This is a genomic window from Pricia mediterranea, from assembly GCF_032248455.1.
GTDB lineage: Bacteria > Bacteroidota > Bacteroidia > Flavobacteriales > Flavobacteriaceae > Pricia > Pricia mediterranea.
Genome location: NZ_JAVTTP010000001.1, coordinates 3893305 through 3912408, shown reverse-complemented (window position 1 = coordinate 3912408; position 19104 = coordinate 3893305). Strand labels below are relative to the sequence as shown.

16 protein-coding genes are annotated in these 19104 nt (G+C 46.7%); 11 read left to right on the top strand and 5 right to left on the bottom strand.

Annotated features, from left to right (window positions below; translation table 11 throughout):
* The first annotated feature begins 2 nt into the window (after positions 1 to 2).
* The 11 genes from RQM65_RS16120 to RQM65_RS16070 all read left to right on the top strand — a co-directional run bounded on the left by RQM65_RS16120 (position 3) and on the right by RQM65_RS16070 (position 11675).
* On the top strand, positions 3 to 1157 hold the full coding sequence (locus RQM65_RS16120; RefSeq protein ID WP_314016447.1) for a glycosyltransferase family 4 protein: 1155 nt from the start codon (positions 3 to 5) through the stop codon (positions 1155 to 1157).
* Between the two features lie 191 nt (positions 1158 to 1348).
* Entirely contained in the window at positions 1349 to 1951 is a 603-nt protein-coding gene (locus RQM65_RS16115; protein WP_314016446.1) for a sugar transferase, read from the top strand.
* Positions 1952 to 1955: 4 nt separating this feature from the next.
* Positions 1956 to 2975, top strand: a complete 1020-nt coding sequence (locus tag RQM65_RS16110; protein ID WP_314016445.1) for a glycosyltransferase — start codon at positions 1956 to 1958, stop codon at positions 2973 to 2975.
* The gene (locus RQM65_RS16105; RefSeq protein ID WP_314016444.1) at positions 2972 to 3940 is read left to right on the top strand and encodes an ATP-grasp domain-containing protein; all 969 of its coding nucleotides are present in this window, start codon (positions 2972 to 2974) and stop codon (positions 3938 to 3940) included. The genes RQM65_RS16110 and RQM65_RS16105 overlap by 4 nt, the downstream gene beginning before the upstream one ends.
* Positions 3924 to 4592, top strand: coding sequence for an HAD family hydrolase (locus RQM65_RS16100; RefSeq protein WP_314016443.1), 669 nt, complete (start codon positions 3924 to 3926; stop codon positions 4590 to 4592). Before RQM65_RS16105 ends, RQM65_RS16100 begins: the two co-directional genes overlap by 17 nt.
* Positions 4593 to 4611: 19 nt before the next feature.
* A complete protein-coding gene (locus tag RQM65_RS16095; RefSeq protein ID WP_314016442.1) occupies positions 4612 to 5589 on the top strand; it encodes a methionyl-tRNA formyltransferase in 978 nt (325 codons plus the stop codon).
* A gap of 99 nt (positions 5590 to 5688) precedes the next feature.
* Positions 5689 to 6369 (top strand): PIG-L deacetylase family protein, encoded by a 681-nt coding sequence (locus tag RQM65_RS16090; RefSeq protein ID WP_314016441.1) that lies wholly within the window; start codon positions 5689 to 5691, stop codon positions 6367 to 6369.
* Positions 6370 to 6577: 208 nt separating this feature from the next.
* On the top strand, positions 6578 to 7639 hold the full coding sequence (locus RQM65_RS16085) for a GNAT family N-acetyltransferase (protein WP_314016440.1): 1062 nt from the start codon (positions 6578 to 6580) through the stop codon (positions 7637 to 7639).
* A gap of 26 nt (positions 7640 to 7665) precedes the next feature.
* Positions 7666 to 8901, top strand: a complete 1236-nt coding sequence (locus RQM65_RS16080; RefSeq protein WP_314016439.1) for a GNAT family N-acetyltransferase — start codon at positions 7666 to 7668, stop codon at positions 8899 to 8901.
* Positions 8902 to 9068: 167 nt separating this feature from the next.
* Entirely contained in the window at positions 9069 to 10523 is a 1455-nt protein-coding gene (locus RQM65_RS16075; protein ID WP_314016438.1) for an MBOAT family O-acyltransferase, read from the top strand.
* 180 nt (positions 10524 to 10703) lie between these two features.
* A complete protein-coding gene (locus RQM65_RS16070) occupies positions 10704 to 11675 on the top strand; it encodes a hypothetical protein (RefSeq protein WP_314016437.1) in 972 nt (323 codons plus the stop codon).
* A gap of 158 nt (positions 11676 to 11833) precedes the next feature.
* Here RQM65_RS16070 and RQM65_RS16065 read toward each other — a convergent pair whose 3' ends face one another.
* The 5 genes from RQM65_RS16065 to RQM65_RS16045 form a co-directional block, all read right to left on the bottom strand.
* Entirely contained in the window at positions 11834 to 13042 is a 1209-nt protein-coding gene (locus RQM65_RS16065) for an OmpA family protein (protein WP_314016436.1), read from the bottom strand.
* A 255-nt stretch (positions 13043 to 13297) separates the two neighbouring features.
* The gene (bshA, locus tag RQM65_RS16060) at positions 13298 to 14446 is read right to left on the bottom strand and encodes an N-acetyl-alpha-D-glucosaminyl L-malate synthase BshA (RefSeq protein ID WP_314016435.1); all 1149 of its coding nucleotides are present in this window, start codon (positions 14444 to 14446) and stop codon (positions 13298 to 13300) included.
* A 180-nt stretch (positions 14447 to 14626) separates the two neighbouring features.
* Positions 14627 to 17545 (bottom strand): serine hydrolase domain-containing protein, encoded by a 2919-nt coding sequence (locus tag RQM65_RS16055; protein WP_314016434.1) that lies wholly within the window; start codon positions 17543 to 17545, stop codon positions 14627 to 14629.
* Positions 17546 to 17610: 65 nt separating this feature from the next.
* Positions 17611 to 18093 (bottom strand): ABC transporter ATPase, encoded by a 483-nt coding sequence (locus RQM65_RS16050; RefSeq protein WP_314016433.1) that lies wholly within the window; start codon positions 18091 to 18093, stop codon positions 17611 to 17613.
* A 166-nt stretch (positions 18094 to 18259) separates the two neighbouring features.
* Positions 18260 to 19024, bottom strand: coding sequence for a (Fe-S)-binding protein (locus RQM65_RS16045; protein WP_314016849.1), 765 nt, complete (start codon positions 19022 to 19024; stop codon positions 18260 to 18262).
* Positions 19025 to 19104 lie beyond the last annotated feature (80 nt).

The window sequence follows — 19104 nt, the reverse complement described above, 5'->3', positions numbered from 1 at the left end:
TTATGAAAAAAAAACTGTTCAGAGTCTCCGCCGTGGCGGGGTCGCTAGCCATACTGCTAAAGGGCCAGTTGCGGTTTATGAGTCAATATTACGATGTTACCGGGATATCTTCCGATGGCCATCAGCACGAGCGTATCCGTAAAACCGAGGGCGTGCGGGTGATTCCCCTCCGAATAAATCGTAAGATAAACCTTCGCGAAGATATCGTTTCGCTCTACCGTCTCTATCAACTTTTTAAGAGGGAAAAACCCTTCATCGTACACTCGCTGACACCAAAGGCGGGCCTGCTCAGCATGATGGCCGCCTACGCCGCCGGAGTGCCCCATAGGATCCATACGTTTACCGGACTTATCTTTCCAACCCATAAGGGAGCAATGAAAAAATTGCTCATTTTCTTTGATAAGGTCATTTGCTTCTGCGCCACGAAGGTTTATCCGGAAGGGGAAGGGGTCAGAAAAGACCTCATCCGCTACGGAATTACCAAGAAACCGCTCAAGGTAATCGCCAACGGAAATGTCAACGGCGTCGACCTTTCCTATTTCGATCCGCAACTTTTCGACAAGGAACATCGTGCAAATATCCGAAAGGAGCTTAATATCGAAAATTCCGATTTTGTCTTTTGCTTTGTCGGTCGGCTAGTTTTCGACAAGGGTATCGTAGAACTGGTGACCGCTTTCAATGAAATCAGCAAAAACCATGACGATATAAAATTACTGTTGGTCGGGGGATACGAAAAAGAACTCGACCCGCTACCGGAACACATAGAGAACGATATAGAGCATAACCCTCGAATAATCTCCGTGGGCTGGCAGTTGGACGTGCGACCGTATTTAGCGATTGCGAACATCTTCGTCTTTCCCAGCTACAGGGAAGGTTTTCCGAACGTAGTACTCCAGGCCGGAGCTATGGGCAAGTTCAGCATAGTGACCGACATCAACGGTTCGAACGAAATCGTTCAAGAGGGCTACAATGGCACCATCATTCCGGTCAAGGACTGCGATGCGCTCATCAAGGCCATGGCCCTTACCTTAAAAAATCCAACCAAATACGAAGGTTTTGATGTAGCCTCTCGCCAATTGATTGCTGAAAAATACGACCAAAAACTGGTTTGGCAGGCCAAACTTGAAGAATACAAGGCTTTGGAAATCGAAAGTTGAAACGTATCGACATTGAATGTCCAATAAAAATACAGATAAGTCATTTCTAAACGCAACAGTATGGCTTCTTTTGTACGTTTCTCTCCCCCACTATTGAAATTATATCCATTATTGCTGTAATTGGTCTATACTAAGCTACCCACAAAAATTATTATACTTACTTTCGGCCTCTATTTGAACACTTAATAATAATGTATCGACACTTCTTTAAAAGAGTACTGGACATACTGCTTTCGTTCGTCATCTTGGTCATCTGCAGTCCGATTTTGATCATCACTTTCATTCTTCTGACCATAGCGAACAAAGGCGATGCTTTTTTTATTCAAAGACGGCCCGGTAAAAACGCCAAGATCTTTAAGATATACAAGTTCAAGTCGATGAACGATAAAAAAGGGCCGGACGGGAAGCTGTTGCCCGATAGCGAACGGATTACCAAAGTCGGTCGGTTTGTTAGAAAGACTTCCTTGGATGAAATTCCCCAATTGTTCAACGTGCTCAAAGGTGATATGAGCTTAATAGGTCCCAGACCGCTTTTAATCCAATATTTGCCGCTGTATAATGAAGAACAGCGCAAACGGCACAATGTGCGGCCGGGCATTACGGGATGGGCCCAGGTAAACGGAAGAAATACCGTACCCTGGCCGCGCAGGTTCGAACTCGATGTCTGGTATGTCGAGAATATCTCGTTTCTTTTAGACCTGAAGATCCTATGGCTTACCTTTTTGAAGGTGATCAAGCGCGACGGGATCTCTTCGGAAACTAGCGCAACTATGGAAGCCTTTACAGGAAATTAAAGCTATGCAACTCAGTATTGTCATTCCTTGCTATAATATGGAACTCTATCTCGAGGAGTGCCTTGACAGCCTGTTGCGCCAAAATCTGGAGGCTTCCGATTTTGAGATCATTGTAGTTAATGACGAATCTAAAGACGATACCCTGAACATTGCCAATGGTTATGCGCGACAGCACGAGAACGTTATTGTTATCGATAAGAAAAATGCCGGGGTCGGGGCGGCCCGGAATTCCGGCTACGACATCGCTAAAGGAAAATATCTTTATTTCTTAGATCCCGACGACTACTTGGCCGAAAATACCTTGCCCATTTTGTTGGCGTTGATGGAGGATACCCGTCTCGACATCCTTACTTTTCAAAGTAAACCGGTAGTAGATACGCATTACCCGTTCTCGGAGAACCTCGACGAGCCCATCAAAGCGCTGGAGGTCAAAGATGGTATTTCGTACATTGCCGACCGAAAACACAAGAACGAAATCTGGTGGTTTATTATCCGAACGGAGTTTATGCGGAACACGGGCATTCGCTTTATCGAAGGTCGCTGGATGGAAGATGCCATTCTAACTTCGGAGCTATTTTGCGTAGCCCAAAGAATGGCGCATGTCGAACTCGATGTACACCGCTATCGGATCTTGCCCACATCCGCTATGCGGAACAAAAGTCCCGAACACTATAAAAAAGTCATTTATGACAACGCCAATGCGGCCCATGCCTATGACGGGCTGATCAAAAGTGTCCCCAAAAACCATCCCGATGCCGAGAGGTGCATCAAACGATTGAAGACCAGACAACAATCTTTTGTGTTTTTCTTGATGGTTCGCTTGATGAAATCGGATATCTCCGTAAAGGAAATCCCGGAAATGTTGGACGGATTTGAAAAAATAGACGCCTATCCCTTAAAGAAATTTTTAGGTGAGGATTACCACGGTGCGGCGTATTCGTTCTTGGTCTTCATCTTCAATCGAAAACCCTTAATCGATCCATTCATCAAGATGTTCCGTACATTTTATACCTTCGTACGATGAATATTCTAATCTCTTCTGCGGGAAGACGTGTGTCGTTGGTCCGGGCCTTTCAAAAAGAACTTAAAAAGGTCTATCCTAAGGCTAAGGTTTACGCTTCAGACGCCAATCCCCAACTTTCAGGGGCCTGTCAAGTGGCCGATGGTCATTTTAAGGTGCCGATGGTCTCGGATCCCGATTATCCCGAGTCGATGATACGGCAATGCAGGGAACATGATATTCAACTGGTAGTGCCCACCATCGATGCCGAATTGCTCCCCATGGCCATCAACGGGGATCTTTTTGCGGAAAACGGAATAAAAGCGGTTATTGCCTCGGAAGCCTTCGTCGAAAAATGTAGGAATAAAAGGGAAATTCACCGATTCTTCGAAGCGAACAAGGTTGCCGTGGCCCATGAATACTCCCGAGATAACTATCAGTTGCCGTTGTTTATAAAACCGATAGACGGAAGCCGTAGTATCGATACCTATCTGATAGAAGAAGAAGAAGACCTGACGGACTATCATTTCGATAACGATAAGCTGATGTTTCTCGAATATCTCGATCATAAGCACTACGACGAATATACCTGTGACCTCTATTATGGCAAGGACCATAACCTGAAATGTATCGTACCCCGAAAACGCCTGGAAGTCCGTGACGGCGAAGTGTACAAGGCCTTGACCGTAGATAATGTTTTGATACCCTATATAAAGGAGCGCTTGAGCCATATCGAAGGTGCGGTCGGCTGTTTGACCTCACAGTTTTTTAAACACAAGGCCGAGGATAAAATCTACGGCATCGAAATCAATCCCAGATTCGGGGGCGGGTTTCCCCTCTCCTACCTGTCCGGCGCCAATTATGTGAAATGGGTCATCCAAGAGCATTTTCTGGAGGAAACCATCGAGGAACAATTTGATTGCTGGGAACGTAATTTGCTCATGATACGTTACGACGACGAAATTTTGGTACATGGATATACAGGTTGATGCGCGAACCGTTATCGTCTTTGATCTTGACGATACCCTCTACAACGAAATGGAATATTTACGGTCCGCTTATGCTGAAATTGCCAAAAGTGTCGATCCCAAGCAGTGGCCATCCCTTTTTGCCCGTATGTATTCCCTTTTTCGAAGTAAGCAGGACGTTTTTGAGTATGTTTCCACAACATATCCCGCAAATAAATCGGATTTGCTGCACACCTATCGCAACCACACGCCCAACCTGCATCTTTTTGATGGCGTGTGCAAAACCATGGCTAGCATTAAAGATAAAAAAGGAAAAATCGGAATTATTACCGATGGCAGAAAAACCACCCAACGGGCCAAGTTAAAGGCATTGGGCATCACCGATCGTATCGATAAGATTGTTATATCGGAAGAGGTGGGTTCGGAAAAACCGGATGAAAGAAATTATAGGATTATTATGGAAGAGTTTCCCGATCATACCTATCTTTATATGGCCGATAACCTGCGAAAGGATTTTATCGCCCCCAACAAACTCGGATGGAAGACCTTGGGCTTGGTCGATAACGGACTCAATATGCATTTTGACGGACATCGATATTTCGACGAAACGCACATGCCCCAAAATTTTGTGACTTCCTTTCAAGAAGTTAACATTGTAGAAAGTGGAAGATAGATTACTTAACTAGAAAATCATGAGCAAGACCGAATATAAAATCTGTTGTATCGGATCTAACCTTGAATCGTTCGAGTGTTTAAATTATTTGGTCGAACAAGGGTGTGACATCCATACCTTGATTACGCTTCCCAGTGGCCGCAGTAAGAACGTATCCGATTATTATGATCTTCACGATTTTTGCGATACCCACGGAATTAATGTGGTGGATACTATTAACGTAAATTCCGATGAGACCGTTCAAGCCTTACAAAGTCTCGGTCCCGATTATCTTTTTACCCTAGGATGGAGCCAAATTTTCAAGGCGGAATTTATAAATTGCTTTTCCGAATTTGTAGTGGGTACCCATCCATCTAAGTTACCGTATGGCCGGGGTCGCGCGCCCCTACCCTGGACTATCCTCGAAGACTTAAGGTCGTCTGCTGTCAGCTTTTTCAAAATCGATACCGGCGTCGATACGGGAAGCTTGATTTTTCAAAAGGAGTTCGATATCCCCCCGAGAACTTACGTCAAAGATCTATATAGTGAAGTCGCCACACAATTGGGACTCGGATTTCACGAAATATATAAGTCCATCACCAATAACGAACCCATTACCTTCACCCCACAAGACGAACAAGGGGCTACCCACCGGGGGAAGAGAACGCCTTCGGACGGTCTCTTGGAGTTCCACCATAAAATCACGGAGGTCGAGAAGCTCATCCGCGCCGTGTCAGAGCCCTTTCCCGGGGCCTACTGTTACTATAAGGACCGAAAAATCACTTTTTGGGAGGTCGAATTTGACAAAGAGGACAATTACTTCGGAACTATAGGCCAAATCCTGAAAAAAAATAGAACCGGTATTTTGGTCCAGTTTTCAGATGGCAAACTTTGGCTCAACCGGCCGGGCGATGCAAATGGCGACCCCATCGATATGAAAATCTTTAGGATCGGCGATAAACTGGGCTACAGCCTTCAGGATGAAATTTTTATGTTGAAAAACAAGCTTCACACATAACAAAAATATCCCGGTAAAGAAAAAATATGGGATTTAAACCCTTAGAGATTAAATAGCCAACACGCAACTTCTAACGTACAACGTCTAAAAACTTACAATATGCTCCAACTCTTTAATAAAATCCTTGTCATAGCCGCACACCCAGATGACGAAATACTGGGCGTTGGCGGAACGATTCCCCAATTGGTCAAAATGGGCAAGCAAGTCGATGTTCTTATTTTTACGGATGGTAGCAGTACCCAGTATTTCAACAACGACGCTATACTCGAAGACAAGTTTCATGAGGCCAAGTCGGCCAACGACGTTTTAGGGTCCAAAGTACTGCCGCGCGAGGATTTTCCGGATATGCGCCTAGATACCGTAGCGCATGTAGATAAGAATATCGCTTTGGGAAAAATAATATCAAAAGGGGAATACGACACGGTATTCGTACAAGACCGTACCGATATCAACAAAGACCACAACGAAATTTTTGAAAGTACCTTAGTCGCTTGCAGACCTTACCCTGGTCAAAATGTGCGGCACTTACTCTCCTATTACGTCAACTCTTCGACGGAATGGGGCAACCTGCTAAAAAAAGAAGCTTTTAATCCCAATGTTTTTATCGACATCTCCGAAACAATCGAAGATAAATTAAATGCCATGTCGGAATATACGACCGAAGTAAGGGATTATCCCCATCCAAGGAGTATCGAGGCGCTAAGGAACTCGGCGAAATACTTTGGGAATTTGGTGGGTACCGAATATGCAGAACCTTTCTTTTTGGTGTATTCTATCTGATCCTAAACTTGCGACCAAATAAATCTCCTAATATACCGTTATCCATACTTGAGACGGAGCGGAGTTATGGATTGCAATCCTTTTGTATTGGTCCGCTTCTCGTAACGTAATCCATTTCCGACAAACCCCGAAAACGCTAAAAGTTACTCTCAAAACGTTTACTATTTCCTAAGTAAGACCGTACTTTTGTACCATTACATGTATCAGCATGATTGAAATCATCACGGAAAGAAAGAAATGGAACCAGTTTATGAAGCTGGTCGGCCATTTCGATTTTTACTATACATATTATTATCATCTTTTATCCAAAAAGGAAGAGGAGAAGCCCGTACTCATCGCCTATCGGGGAAATAATTCGCTTGTTGCCCTCCCTCTATTGGTGCGCGACATCGAGGGTACTGAGTATCGGGACGCCACTTCTGTATATGGATATGCCGGTCCGTTGTGCAAAACCAAGGACGGCAACCCCTTGCATTTTGACAATACAAGATTTAAAGAGGTGCTGCAGGGCTTTCTCTATGAAAACAAGATTGTTTCCGTATTCACCCGCTTGCACCCCTATCTCGACTACCAGAAGAACCTTATCGACGGTCTAGGTTGCGTAAACAGCCCCGGAGACGTGGTAAACATCGATTTGACCCTTCCTATCGACATTCAACGACGTCAATACAACAATCGCCTGAAGACCTATGTTAATAAGGCCAGAAGGAAGTATGATATCGTGGAAGGGAAGAATGAGGAGCAAATTGAGGAATTCATCGATATGTATTTCGCGAACATGCGAAGGGTCGATGCCGATGATTATTATTTTTTCGATAAGCGGTACTTCTATCAACTGATGATAAGTTCGTATTTTAAGGTGGAACTGTTAATGTGTTCCGTTAAGGATACCGGCGAACTGGTCGGAGGCGCCATGTTCATCAAAACGGGGAATATCGTGCAATACCACTTATCGGGATGCAAGGAAGAATACCTGCACCTGAATCCCATTAAATTATTGATCGACGAGATGCGGTTGCGGGCCACGGCCGAAGGTTTCACCTATTTCAATCTCGGTGGCGGTCTCGGGGTCAGGGAGGATTCCCTCTTCCACTTCAAGGCCTCTTTCTCAAAAGACCTTAAACCGGCCGAATTTTGGAAGTATATCGTGAACGAAAATGCCTACGATGAATTGGTGGTCCAAATGAACGATGGCCTCGAACGTTCGGCCCACGGGGAAACGGATTACTTCCCGGCGTACCGCCAACAAATCAAGACCGCTCAGGTCTAACATCTTTGATCTCGAATTCCTTTCAAGTGAACAATCCCTTTCAATCCCCAACCTTTACGGGCATTTGGTCCGAACGTTTCGCAGCAAATAAATCGGAACATCGATTTGATTTCATGCCTTCCCTGGCTTTTATAAAACACCGCTTTTTACCGCTCTATACCAATGTCGGCAAGACCTTGACCAAGGGGATTAGCTATCGGCTCGAACTCGAAAGTGCCCGGGATTTCAGAAAAAAAGCCTTCCTTATTTACGATGTTCCCAGCTATTTTGAAATCGATACCGACACTCATGGCACCGGTCTGGGACTATACCGCAGTACGCAATATCCAGGTTTTCTTATCAATCTTGAAAATCACGGCTCGGTCAACGAATTTCTGGCCACGGCCTTCAGCAAGAGCAGTAGGTACAAACTGAAGAAGTACAAAAAGCGCTTCGATGCCTCTTTTGACGTGCGCTATGTCATGTACCGCGGTGAAATGGCCAGGGAAACCTATGATCATATCTTCGACAGTTTCCGAAAACTGCTCGAAAAGCGTTTTGACGATAAGCAGATCACCAACAATAATCTCGATCCCAAAGAATGGCAATTCTATTACGAGCTGAGCTACCCCATGCTTTTGGAAGAAAAAGCTTCGTTGTTTGTTATCTATAACGGCGATGAACCCATCGGGGTTACCTTGAACTTTTTTTCGGAAGACATCCTTTTTGACGCGATAACCGTTTTTGATATCGATTATGCCAAATTCCACCTAGGGTCCAACACCATATTGGGCCTGTTGGAGTGGTGTCTTGCTAACGGGGTAAAAATCTTTGACTTTTCTAAAGGATATTTCGATTATAAAACCCGTTGGGCCACGAAGACCTATGATTTTGAATACCATATTTATTACGATTGCAAGTCCATACGGGCCAGGACCATCGCCTACTGTACAAAGCGTTTTTTTGATTTCAAGCAGTATCTGCGTGATAAGAAGGTGAACGAACGTATGCACCGGATGACCTATCGGTTGAAAGGCAGATCTTCGGAATCGGTACAGCACGTAAACTACAGGTTCCACGAAATTGATCCTGAAGGGCCGATCGACACCACCCGCGAACTGCCATTGGATGCCCTTGAAAACCATCACCTACGACCAGCGGTCTTCGAATTCCTTTACCTTAACAAGGGTCATTTTAAAGATGTTCGGCTATATGCTACCCGAAAAAAGAATCGTTATTTACTGACCTGTAACACGAAACAGGTTGTAGTTACGTTAGAATAGAACGACTGTGAAGTAAGAACCTTAGGATTTTGACCGATAAATGAAAATGTAACGCATTGAACAGTACTTAGAGGTCGGCAGTAGCAGTTGCAGAAAGCGAAAAACTTCAAACTACAACTGCCTACCCTTTATTATAATGCTACCCCGAACCATTAAATCCCCCTAGATTGCTCTTCAATTCCCTCGAATTTCTGCTTTTTCTTCCGTTGGTATTCGTGCTGTATTGGTTCGTATTCAACAAAAGCCTGCGTATTCAGAACCTACTGATCATCGTGGCCAGCTATGTGTTCTATGGTTGGTGGGACTGGCGGTTTCTGTTTTTGATCGCTTTCAGTACACTGGTGGATTTTTACGTGGGGCAACGTATCTATAATAACCTCAACGATAAGAAAAAGGCCAAATACTGGCTGTGGGTCAGTGTGGTCTGCAATGTGGGACTGCTCGGTTTCTTCAAATACTACAACTTTTTTATCGACTCGTTCGTCGATGCATTCTCCGCAGTAGGCTATGAAATGAAAAGTGTATGGACGCTGCGTATTATCTTGCCGGTGGGTATTTCGTTCTACACCTTTCAGACCATGTCGTACGCTTTCGACATTTATTACAAGAAGCTTGAACCTACCAAGAACTTTGTTTCCTTCGCCGCTTTTGTCGCATTTTTTCCGCAACTGGTCGCCGGTCCCATCGAAAGGGCCTCGAACCTGTTGGGACAGATAAATTCCCGAAGGGTTTTTACCTACCCCCAAGCCTCAAGCGGACTTAAACTTATTTTATGGGGCTTTTTCAAAAAATTGGTCATCGCCGATTCCCTGGCGCCCATCGTAGATGATATTTTCGCGAACTATGCCGACTATCCGGCCTCTACCCTGATTCTTGGGGTGTGCCTTTTTAGCTTTCAGGTGTACGGCGATTTTAGCGGTTACACCGATATTGCCATCGGAACCGCCAAACTGTTCGGCATTGAGTTGATGTCGAACTTTAAGTTTCCCAATTTTTCAAGGAACATGGCGGAATATTGGCAACGCTGGCATATTTCCCTATCGACCTGGTTTCGGCATTATATCTATATTCCCCTTGGGGGTTCGCGGGTGGGCAAACTGAAGTCCGTCCGGAATATCTGTATTATTTTTTTGGTCAGTGGACTTTGGCATGGTGCCAATTGGACCTTTGTATTCTGGGGAGGCCTTCACGCCTTATTGTATATTCCCGTATTCTTGATGGGAAGAAACCGCCTATACGCGGATAATGTTATCGGCGAGCGTACCTGGTTGCCCACCCCTACCGAGATACTGCAGGTACTGCTGACCTTTTCCCTGGTCACGTTTTCTAGGATTTTTTTCCGGTCGCCCTCCATTGGCGCCGCGTTCGACTATATCGACCGCATCGTCACCGATTTCCGCTATGAGCCCTACGTGCATCCCATGGGCTATCGTATGCTCGATTTTTTTATCCTGATCGCCGTGTTTACCTTTTACGAATACCTCATCCGAAAAGATGAACGTAGTCCCTTTAAATTCAAATATCGACCGGTACGCTTGCTCTTGTACGTTCTGGTCGTTTTGAGTATCTTATTGTTCTATGATGATGGGGTAAACCGATCGTTTATCTATTTCCAGTTCTAAGGGAATCCACCGGAATGCCTTGGCAGGAAAATGTTTTCGGTATGCAGAGGCTTTCGAACGGAATTTAAAACTAAAAACAAGGACCGCGGGTCATTCGAAAGGAAAAACATTAGAAATTCGAGGCCTCGAAGCATTTAAATCTCGAGTACCGAGTAAACGTATAAAACAACTTTCATAGACGTGAAAAAATTTATTTTAAAATCGGCGCTTTATATTTTCTTGATACTTCTTTTGCTTGAAGGTATCGTCAGGGCGCTACACCTGTACACGGAAGATCCCCCAAGGTTCATCGATGAATATGGGGTGGAAAAAAGGGTGCCGGACAATTCGGGATATGCCGTTACCGGAAACAGGAACCAAAATTTCTCGGAATTCCATATCAATAAAGCAGGATTCAATTCACATCGGGAATTCGAGCCGAGTAGGGACAACTATGAACTGGCCTTGATCGGCGATTCTTTTATCGAGGGCTTCCACCAAGATTATTACAGCTCTACCGGAAAACGGATCGAAGAGCGGATAAAAGGGATAGAAGTTTACGAATATGGCTACGCCGGATACGACTTTGCCAACCAAATTCATCTGGTGGATGCGTATTCGGATGATTTTGAGCTGATCGACCAGATTATATTTTACCTGAACTACGAAAACGATCTGGACCGCGGCATTTACGAACCCAATCACGGTAGGATTAAAATGCTCTCCTCTCCCCTATTTAGAATCCGCGACAATATAAAACTGCTGGCCTATGGTTCCAAAATCGGAATTGTGGAACCCTTAAAGAAATTGGCACAGGACGGGATTGCTTTCGGAGACACCGACGATGCCTACAAAGACAATGCGATGCAATCGGAGACCAAAGCGCAAAAAAAAGCAAAGGATCTAAAGCGGATCGATAATTTTAAAAGCCTCGTCGCGCTCTACGGATTCGATAAGGGCAAGAGCGCCCTGCTTCTGGACAGTCGAAAGACCAGTGACCTATTTTTGGAGTTTCTAAAGGAAAATGGATTTCGCTATATCGATTTTGCCGATCGGTTCGCAGCATCCAAAAAGTCAACAAACCTTATTTACGATCACCATTGGAACGCCCACGGTCGGGAATTGATCGCCGAAGAAATTTCGGAATATCTCAACGATCTGGGAAAGCGATAAAAGAGAAAAGCGCTCGGTTCATTGAGGCCACCCGACAAGCACGACCACCTATCCAAAACTAAGGCACCCGTAACGCAAAAGCCACGAACACCCAATCCATACTCAATACCCAATACTCAATACTCAATACTCACTACTCAATACTCAATACTCAATACTTAATACGCATTACTAAACTGGACCGTAAACTCAGACCGTCGGTTGAGCCTGTGCTTCGCTTCCGAACAATACGTATGGTCATCGCATTCGTTTTGCAGTTGTGTTTCACCATATCCCTGTCCGTTCAATCGGCCGGGAGAGATACCCTGTTCAATAAGGTATCCGACCGTACGCTCCACCCGCCGGCTCGAAAGCCATTCATTGTATTTCGACGCTCCCCTTGAATCGGTATGGGATCCCACCTGTAGGGTCACATCTTCGTTTTGATTTAGAATAGCCGCAATTTTATCAAGAATGGTTTTGGAATTATCGGTCAGGTATGAGGAGTCGAATTTAAAGTAGATCATGCCCAAGTCCGCAATCTGGGATTCGAGTTGGCGCTTTCTTCGGTTCTCCGCATCCTTTCTGGCCTTTTCGGCAGCGGCCAGCTGGGCGGCTTCCTTCTCTTTTGCCAAACGCTCCGCCAATGCCGCAGCCTCACGCTGACGATCCACCTCGGCGATGGAATCTTGCTTTCGCTGTTTTTCGGCCTTTAGGGCTTCGATCAGGGCCAGCTTTTCTTCGCCTTTATTTGACAGTCCTTTTTCGATTCCAAAACGATAGACCACCGCGGCGGCATGTTGCAGGTGATTGCTAGCGTCCCCCGTATTCATGGACCACTTCCCGGAGGAGTTCAGATCGAGTCCCCAATGGTCGGAGAACCAGGTGCGAAATCCGATGACCCCGTTATACGTTCCACGCGGGCGGTTGTTGGCCTCGGTGTATCCCAATCCCACCCCGAGATAGGGATCGAACCAGGCCGTTTCACCAATGATTTTGTTCAGATCGTACGTAAATCGCGCATCCAGACCGAAATAACTTTTTTCTTCCGGGTTGGGCATATTATCGACAATTTTGCCCTCCTTATATCGATTGTAGGTGGCAATCCCTTCGATACCTATCCCACTTTTAAAGTATCTTCCGAAGTTAAACCTTGTGGGATAGGGAACCGCATTCCATTGGGTCTTGAAGGCGAACAGTTCATCGGCCATATCACCGGAATCGTCGACGAAATTGTACCCTAGCCCGACCGTCCAAGCCTTTTCTACAATACTGTCTTTAGCCGTTAGCCGAAGTTCTTCTTCCCCGTCTTGTACCACTTCTTGGGAAAAAACTGAGGTGAGGGGGAGGCACGTGAAAGCGATCGCAATGAGCGTAATAGGTTTCATCTGTTTATTTTTATGGTTTTTTAAACGGTCAGATGTAATTCGCCAACAAACATCTCGATCAGTATCAAGATATCTTATGGCTCATTTCATAGGTGTAAAATTTGGGTGTTCTCGCTACAAAGTAAGGGCTATCGCTTCTTTTTACCAAAAATATAGTCCAAATGGTAGGAATTTTCGGTGGATTACAGTAATGGGACACGGATAAGGACTCTTCGCCTTGAGGTGCCGAACTATTTTTTGGCAGGGCCGCAATTTTTAGCGGTCGTATGCTTTATCAAAACGACTTTTATGGGCCTTTTCGTATATAGCTTCGTACAGCGGTACTATTCTATCAATATCAAAACGTTGCGCCGAAATCATGGCGTTGTTCTTGAATTTCTCCAGCGTTTGCTCGTCCGATAGAATTTTAAGGGCATTGCGGGCCATATCGTCCACGTCGCCCACATCGCTTAAAAAGCCGGTTACGCCGTCTTCGTTCACCTCGGGGATACCCCCGGTATTGCTCGAGATTACCGGTACCTTGTTGATCATCGCCTCCAACGCGGCCAGTCCGAAACTTTCCGTCTCGGAAGGCAGCAAAAACAGGTCGGAAAAACAGAGTATCCGGTCAATCTCGTTGCTATTGCCCAAAAAAATGACTTTTTCGGAAATCCCCAATTCTTTGCAGCGGTTTTCCGCATGGGTTCGTTCGGGCCCCTCGCCTACCATGACCAGTTTAGCGGGAATCTCTTGCTGGATCCTGTAAAACACTTCTATCACATCGGGAATACGTTTTACCTTTCGGAAATTACTGATATGGGTGACAATTTTTTCGTCATCTTCGGCCATCAGGGAACGCTGGCAATCGGTGAAGGAAGCACTGTATTTTTTTCCGTCGATAAAATTGGGAACTACTTCGATTTCTTTTTGGATATCGAAAAATTCCATGGTCCGCTGCTTTAGATTTTCGGATACCGAGGTGACCACGTCGGATTGATTGATACTGAAAGTCACTGCAGGCTTATAAAAGGGGTGATTTCCCACTAGGGTAATATCGGTGCCGTGAAGGGTTGTAATCATGGGTACGTAGATGTTCTCTTCCTCCAACATTTTTTTGGTCATATAGCCGGCATAGGCATGGGGGATGGCATAGTGTACGTGCAACAAGTCGATCTCGTGCAGTTTGATGGTATCGACCAGCTTGCTCGATAGGGCCAGTTCGTAAGGTTGATAGTGAAAGAGGGGGTATTCGGGCACGTTGACCTCGTGGAAGTGAATCTTATTGCTCAACAGTTCGAGCCGTACCGGTTGGCTGTAAGTCACAAAATGAATTTCATGGCCCCTGCCGGCCAATGCGATACCCAATTCCGTCGCGACTACGCCACTACCCCCGAAGGTAGGGTAACATACTATTGCTATCTTCATTCGTCAAAGTTAGCGAAAAGCGGGGAGAAAAAGAGGGAAAGACGAAAGGAGGAAAGACGAAAGGACGGCTGACGGGCGTGAACAGCTTCGGGGTAGCTCTTGAACCTTACATCAGTTGAAGTTTGAAAATTGATGCGCGGAATTTGGGTTTTGGAATTTGAGTTTTGGAATTTGGAATTTTCAATTAACAAGTGCCTCATAAATTTTCTCCTGGATCCGGGTGCGGAGTCCCGATTTGATCAACAGGGTGTTGGAGGCGGTGGGATAGGTGCGGTTGGATAAGAAGACGTATACGATCTCCTCTTCGGGATCGGCCCAGGTATAGGTGCCCGTAAACCCGCTGTGTCCGAAACTTTTGCGGGAAACACAGCCGCACGTGGGGCCGCTGCCCTCTAGTTGGGGCTTGTCGAATCCGACGCCACGACGAACGTCATTTTTGCAGAAGTAGCAGGTGTTGAACTTTTTAACGGTCCGGGATTCCAGAAAACGGGTGCCCCCGTAAAAACCTTCCTGCAGGTACATCTGCATGATCTTGGCGACATCACCGGCATTGCTGAAAAGTCCGGCGTGCCCCCCTACCCCGCCCTGCATGGCAGCGCCCATGTCATGAACATAGCCCTGCACCCGCTGGTACCGGTAGTAGTTATCCTCTTCCGAAGGCACGATCCGGTTCAGGGGAAACTTTTCCAAGGGATTGTAACTGGTGTTGTACGCCCCGATCCGCTCATAAAGAAAATCCTGGCTCAACCGGTCCAAGGGTCGTTTTTTTGTGGCCTCGATGTATTCCTTCATCACGTAGTAGGCCACATCGCTGTACCGGTACCGGTTCGATTTCAAATCTTGCCGTCCTATCCGATCGTAAATGGAATCTCTATAGGCATCGGTCAGATATAGCTTATCGGTGACTTTGGTATGAAAACCGTCCATTGGTGCATCCCGATAAAATTCTTCGGACGGTTTCCGGTCCTCGTCCAAGGTATCGACGTAGAAAGCGATCCATGCGGGAAGTCTTCCGTAGTGCGACAACGCCTTTAGCACGGTCACGTTCTTAAGTTCGGTATCGGCATATTCCGGCAGCAGGTCCTGAAAGGTATCGTTCAGGGCAATATCGCCCTCCTCGTCCATTTTCATGACCAGGGGCAGGGTGGCCAAAATTTTGGTGAGGGAGGCCAGGTCATAGATGCTTTCGGTGGTTATACTATCTTCGGAATCGAAGGTCGGTCGCCCGAAGGCCTTATCATAGACTACTTTGCCCTTTCGTGCTATCAACACTTGTGCCCCCGGAAACATCAATGAATCGAGACCTTGCTGTACCAAGGTATCTACCTGGGACAGTTTTTGCGCATCGAAGCCGGCCCGCTCGGGCAAGCTGTAGCCCAATCGTAAGAGGGACTTCAATTTCAGCTGTCGGTTTACCGGAAACTGGGGATGTACGGTGACCGGGAGCCTTCCCTTGGCCGGTAACGCCCCAAAAATGATCTGCGCCATTTTCTCTTGCGCCATCCGGCTATTTTGGTATCCGACGGCGACCGCATCCACCCTGCTTAGGGTATGCGCTTCCACATCCATCAGGGCGTAGGGTTTGGCAAATACCGAAAGTATAAGGTTCGAGCTGCGCATGGCGGCAATTTCGTTCAACCATTCCAATTCCCGCTGTGAAAATTTATAGGCTTTCCAAGGGCTCTCGTTGCTTTTATGAAATCCGATTATAACGAGATTGTAGGCTTTCAATTTATCCTTGAGGGTAGCGATATCTTTGGCATTGACCTGGGTAACCTTAGCATATTTGTTGAGAGATTCGATAAATGGCTCGCTGTTCGCATCGCCGAACTTTACGTAGGCAATCTTTTTGTTCTCCAGATTTTTGATACCCATCAGGTAGTAATCGTTCTTGACCACCGTGATGGCGTTCTCGATCGCCTCTTCGTAGACCAGGTCGTCGGTACGGCTGTTCAGGTCTTCATAGAGGTTCTCGAGCACTACCGGGCTATAGCGGTGCAGCCCCACTTTATATTTCGCCAGGAGGATCTTTTTTACGGAGGTGGATAGGCGTTCTTCGGTAATTCTACCCTTGTCGTAGGCCTGGGCCAATTTCTGCTTGGCCTTTTTTACGTCCATCGGCATTAATAGGATGTCGTTTCCTGCGATGAAGGCGGCCAGCTCGGCATCCCCATTTTTTCCGTGATCGGTCACGCCCTTCATATTGAGGGCGTCGGTAAAGACAAGGCCCTTGAACCCCATTTCCTCTTTCAGCACGCCGGATATGATCTGTTCCGAGAGGGACGAGGGAAGCTCTTCTTTCAGTTCCAGGGCGGGGACTTCCAAATGTCCCACCATCACACTGCTGAGCCCTTCTTGGATTAATTTTCGAAATGGATACAGCTCTATACTGTCCAACCGCGCCCGGCTGGAATTGATCATGGGCAAGGCGTGATGGGAATCGGTTTCGGTATCGCCATGTCCGGGAAAATGTTTGCCGCTGGACAAGACCCCGGCACTTTCCATCCCCTTCATAAAAGCGATGCCCTTGTTGGATACGTTTTCACGATCCTCGCCGAAAGACCGGTTTCCGATGATGGGATTTTTCGGATTGACATTGATATCGATATCGGGGGCGAAGTTGATGTGGACGCCCAGTCGTTTGGCATGTTCCCCGACGCGGCGGCCGACATCCTGTACGATGGTGTTATCCGTAATCGCCCCCAAGGTCATGTTCCAGGGGAAGGCGTAGGTGGAATCGAGGCGCATGGAGAGTCCCCATTCGGCATCCATCCCGATCATTAGGGGCAGCTTTGATGCGGCCTGAAAGCGATTGGTGAGTTTCGCCTGTCGTACAGGACCCCCGGTGGAAAAGATGACCCCCCCGATATGCTCCTGTTCGATCAGGGCTTCGACCCCATCAATGGCGGCCTTATTCTGGTCGGAACCCACCATGACCATGAACAATTGTCCCAATTTTTCATCGAGGGACATCGCCGCGTAGCGGGCATCGACCCACTTTTGCTGGTCGATGCTATCTCGAGTGATCAGGGGGTTATCCTGAGAATGGACAAAGCTAAACGTTAAAAAGAGAAAGGGGAACAGGTGATAAAATCGCATAGTGTGGACTGGTCTATGAAGATAACAGAAATCGACTAAAATTATTGCATTTCGTCGGATCCTCCTTACATAAATCTTGCGTGCCAACTTTCGGATGCCGGCACCTCCCAGTGCTCTTGATATTCCTCCTTGTTCGTGACCAAGTGGTTGAACACAATGGTTTTTGGGGATACCGCCTTCTGTTTTGCCATTTTTTTGAAATCGGCGAGCGGTTTGTAGGCGATGTATTCCCCCTGTTTATAGGATACGTTCATCTTGTCGAGGAGCTGCACATCGTACTTCTTTTCCAAATGTTGGACAAAACGGACCGAGGCATCGATGGAGCATCCGGATGCGGAGGTTTGTGATTGGTCTAACGCGATGACGATAAAACGCTTATAGCGGATTTCATATCCCGCTTTCAAGTTGCTGCCGTGGGCGGTCCAATCTTTTAGAAAGGCATCCAGTTCATTGCGGATCTCCTCCAGTTCATGGGGGGTAAAACTGCGGTTGGCCTGGTAGATCCAAACACGGGCGTCATCGGGTAAGTTGCTGAAATCTGTTAACATGAATGAGTTTATAAGTTTATGGGGCAGCCCGAAAATTCATTCGGCCGGCCCTCGGGTTTGCATTTTTAGATTCGAACGACCCCTCGACTGCGCCTGTATCCAGCGAAGTCGAGAGGCTCGGGGAGACATTTTAGATTATAGTTCAAGAACTGCCGCTGCCTACTGGTCAAAGATCCTCCGCCGTGGCGAGCAGCTCCGCGATATCCATGACCGCAATCGAGGCCTCCTTATCTTTACCTTTCACCCCGTCGGTCATCATGGTGTTGCAAAAGGGACAGGCGGCGGCGATGATTTCGGGCTGCACCTCAATGGCTTCTTCGGTCCTGGCGATGTTGACTTCCTTATCCCCTTCTTCGGCCTCCTTGAACATTTGGGCACCCCCGGCGCCACAGCACAGCCCCCTTTGCTTGCAGCTTTTCATTTCCACCAGCTCGGCATCCAACTTTCGGATCAGGTCCCGCGGGGCTTCGTAAACCTGGTTGCCACGACCGAGGTAGCAGGGGTCGTGATAGGTAATGCGCTTTCCCTTGAACTTACCGCCTTCCAAGGTGATTTTACCTTCTTCCAGCAATTGCTTCAAGAACTGGGTATGGTGTACCACTTTGTAGTTGCCGCCCAATCCCGGGTATTCGTTCTTAATGGTATTGAAGCAGTGGGGACAAGCGGTCACTATTTTTTCGACCCCGTACCCGTTCAATACCTCGATATTCGTCATGGCCTGCATCTGGAACAGGAATTCGTTTCCCGCCCGTTTTGCAGGATCTCCCGTACAGCTCTCCTCTGTGCCCAATACAGCGAAGGAAATCCCTGCCTTGTTCAAAAGCTGCACGAAGGCCTTGGTAATTTTTTTGGCCCGATCGTCAAAACTCCCCGCACAGCCCACCCAAAAAAGGATTTCAGGCGCCTTGCCCGCGGAGGACATTTCGGCCATTGTCGGGACTTTTAGTTTCTCTTTATTCAAAATAGTTTATGGGTTTAGGGGTTTATAGGTTTGGTGATAATGAGGTCTCG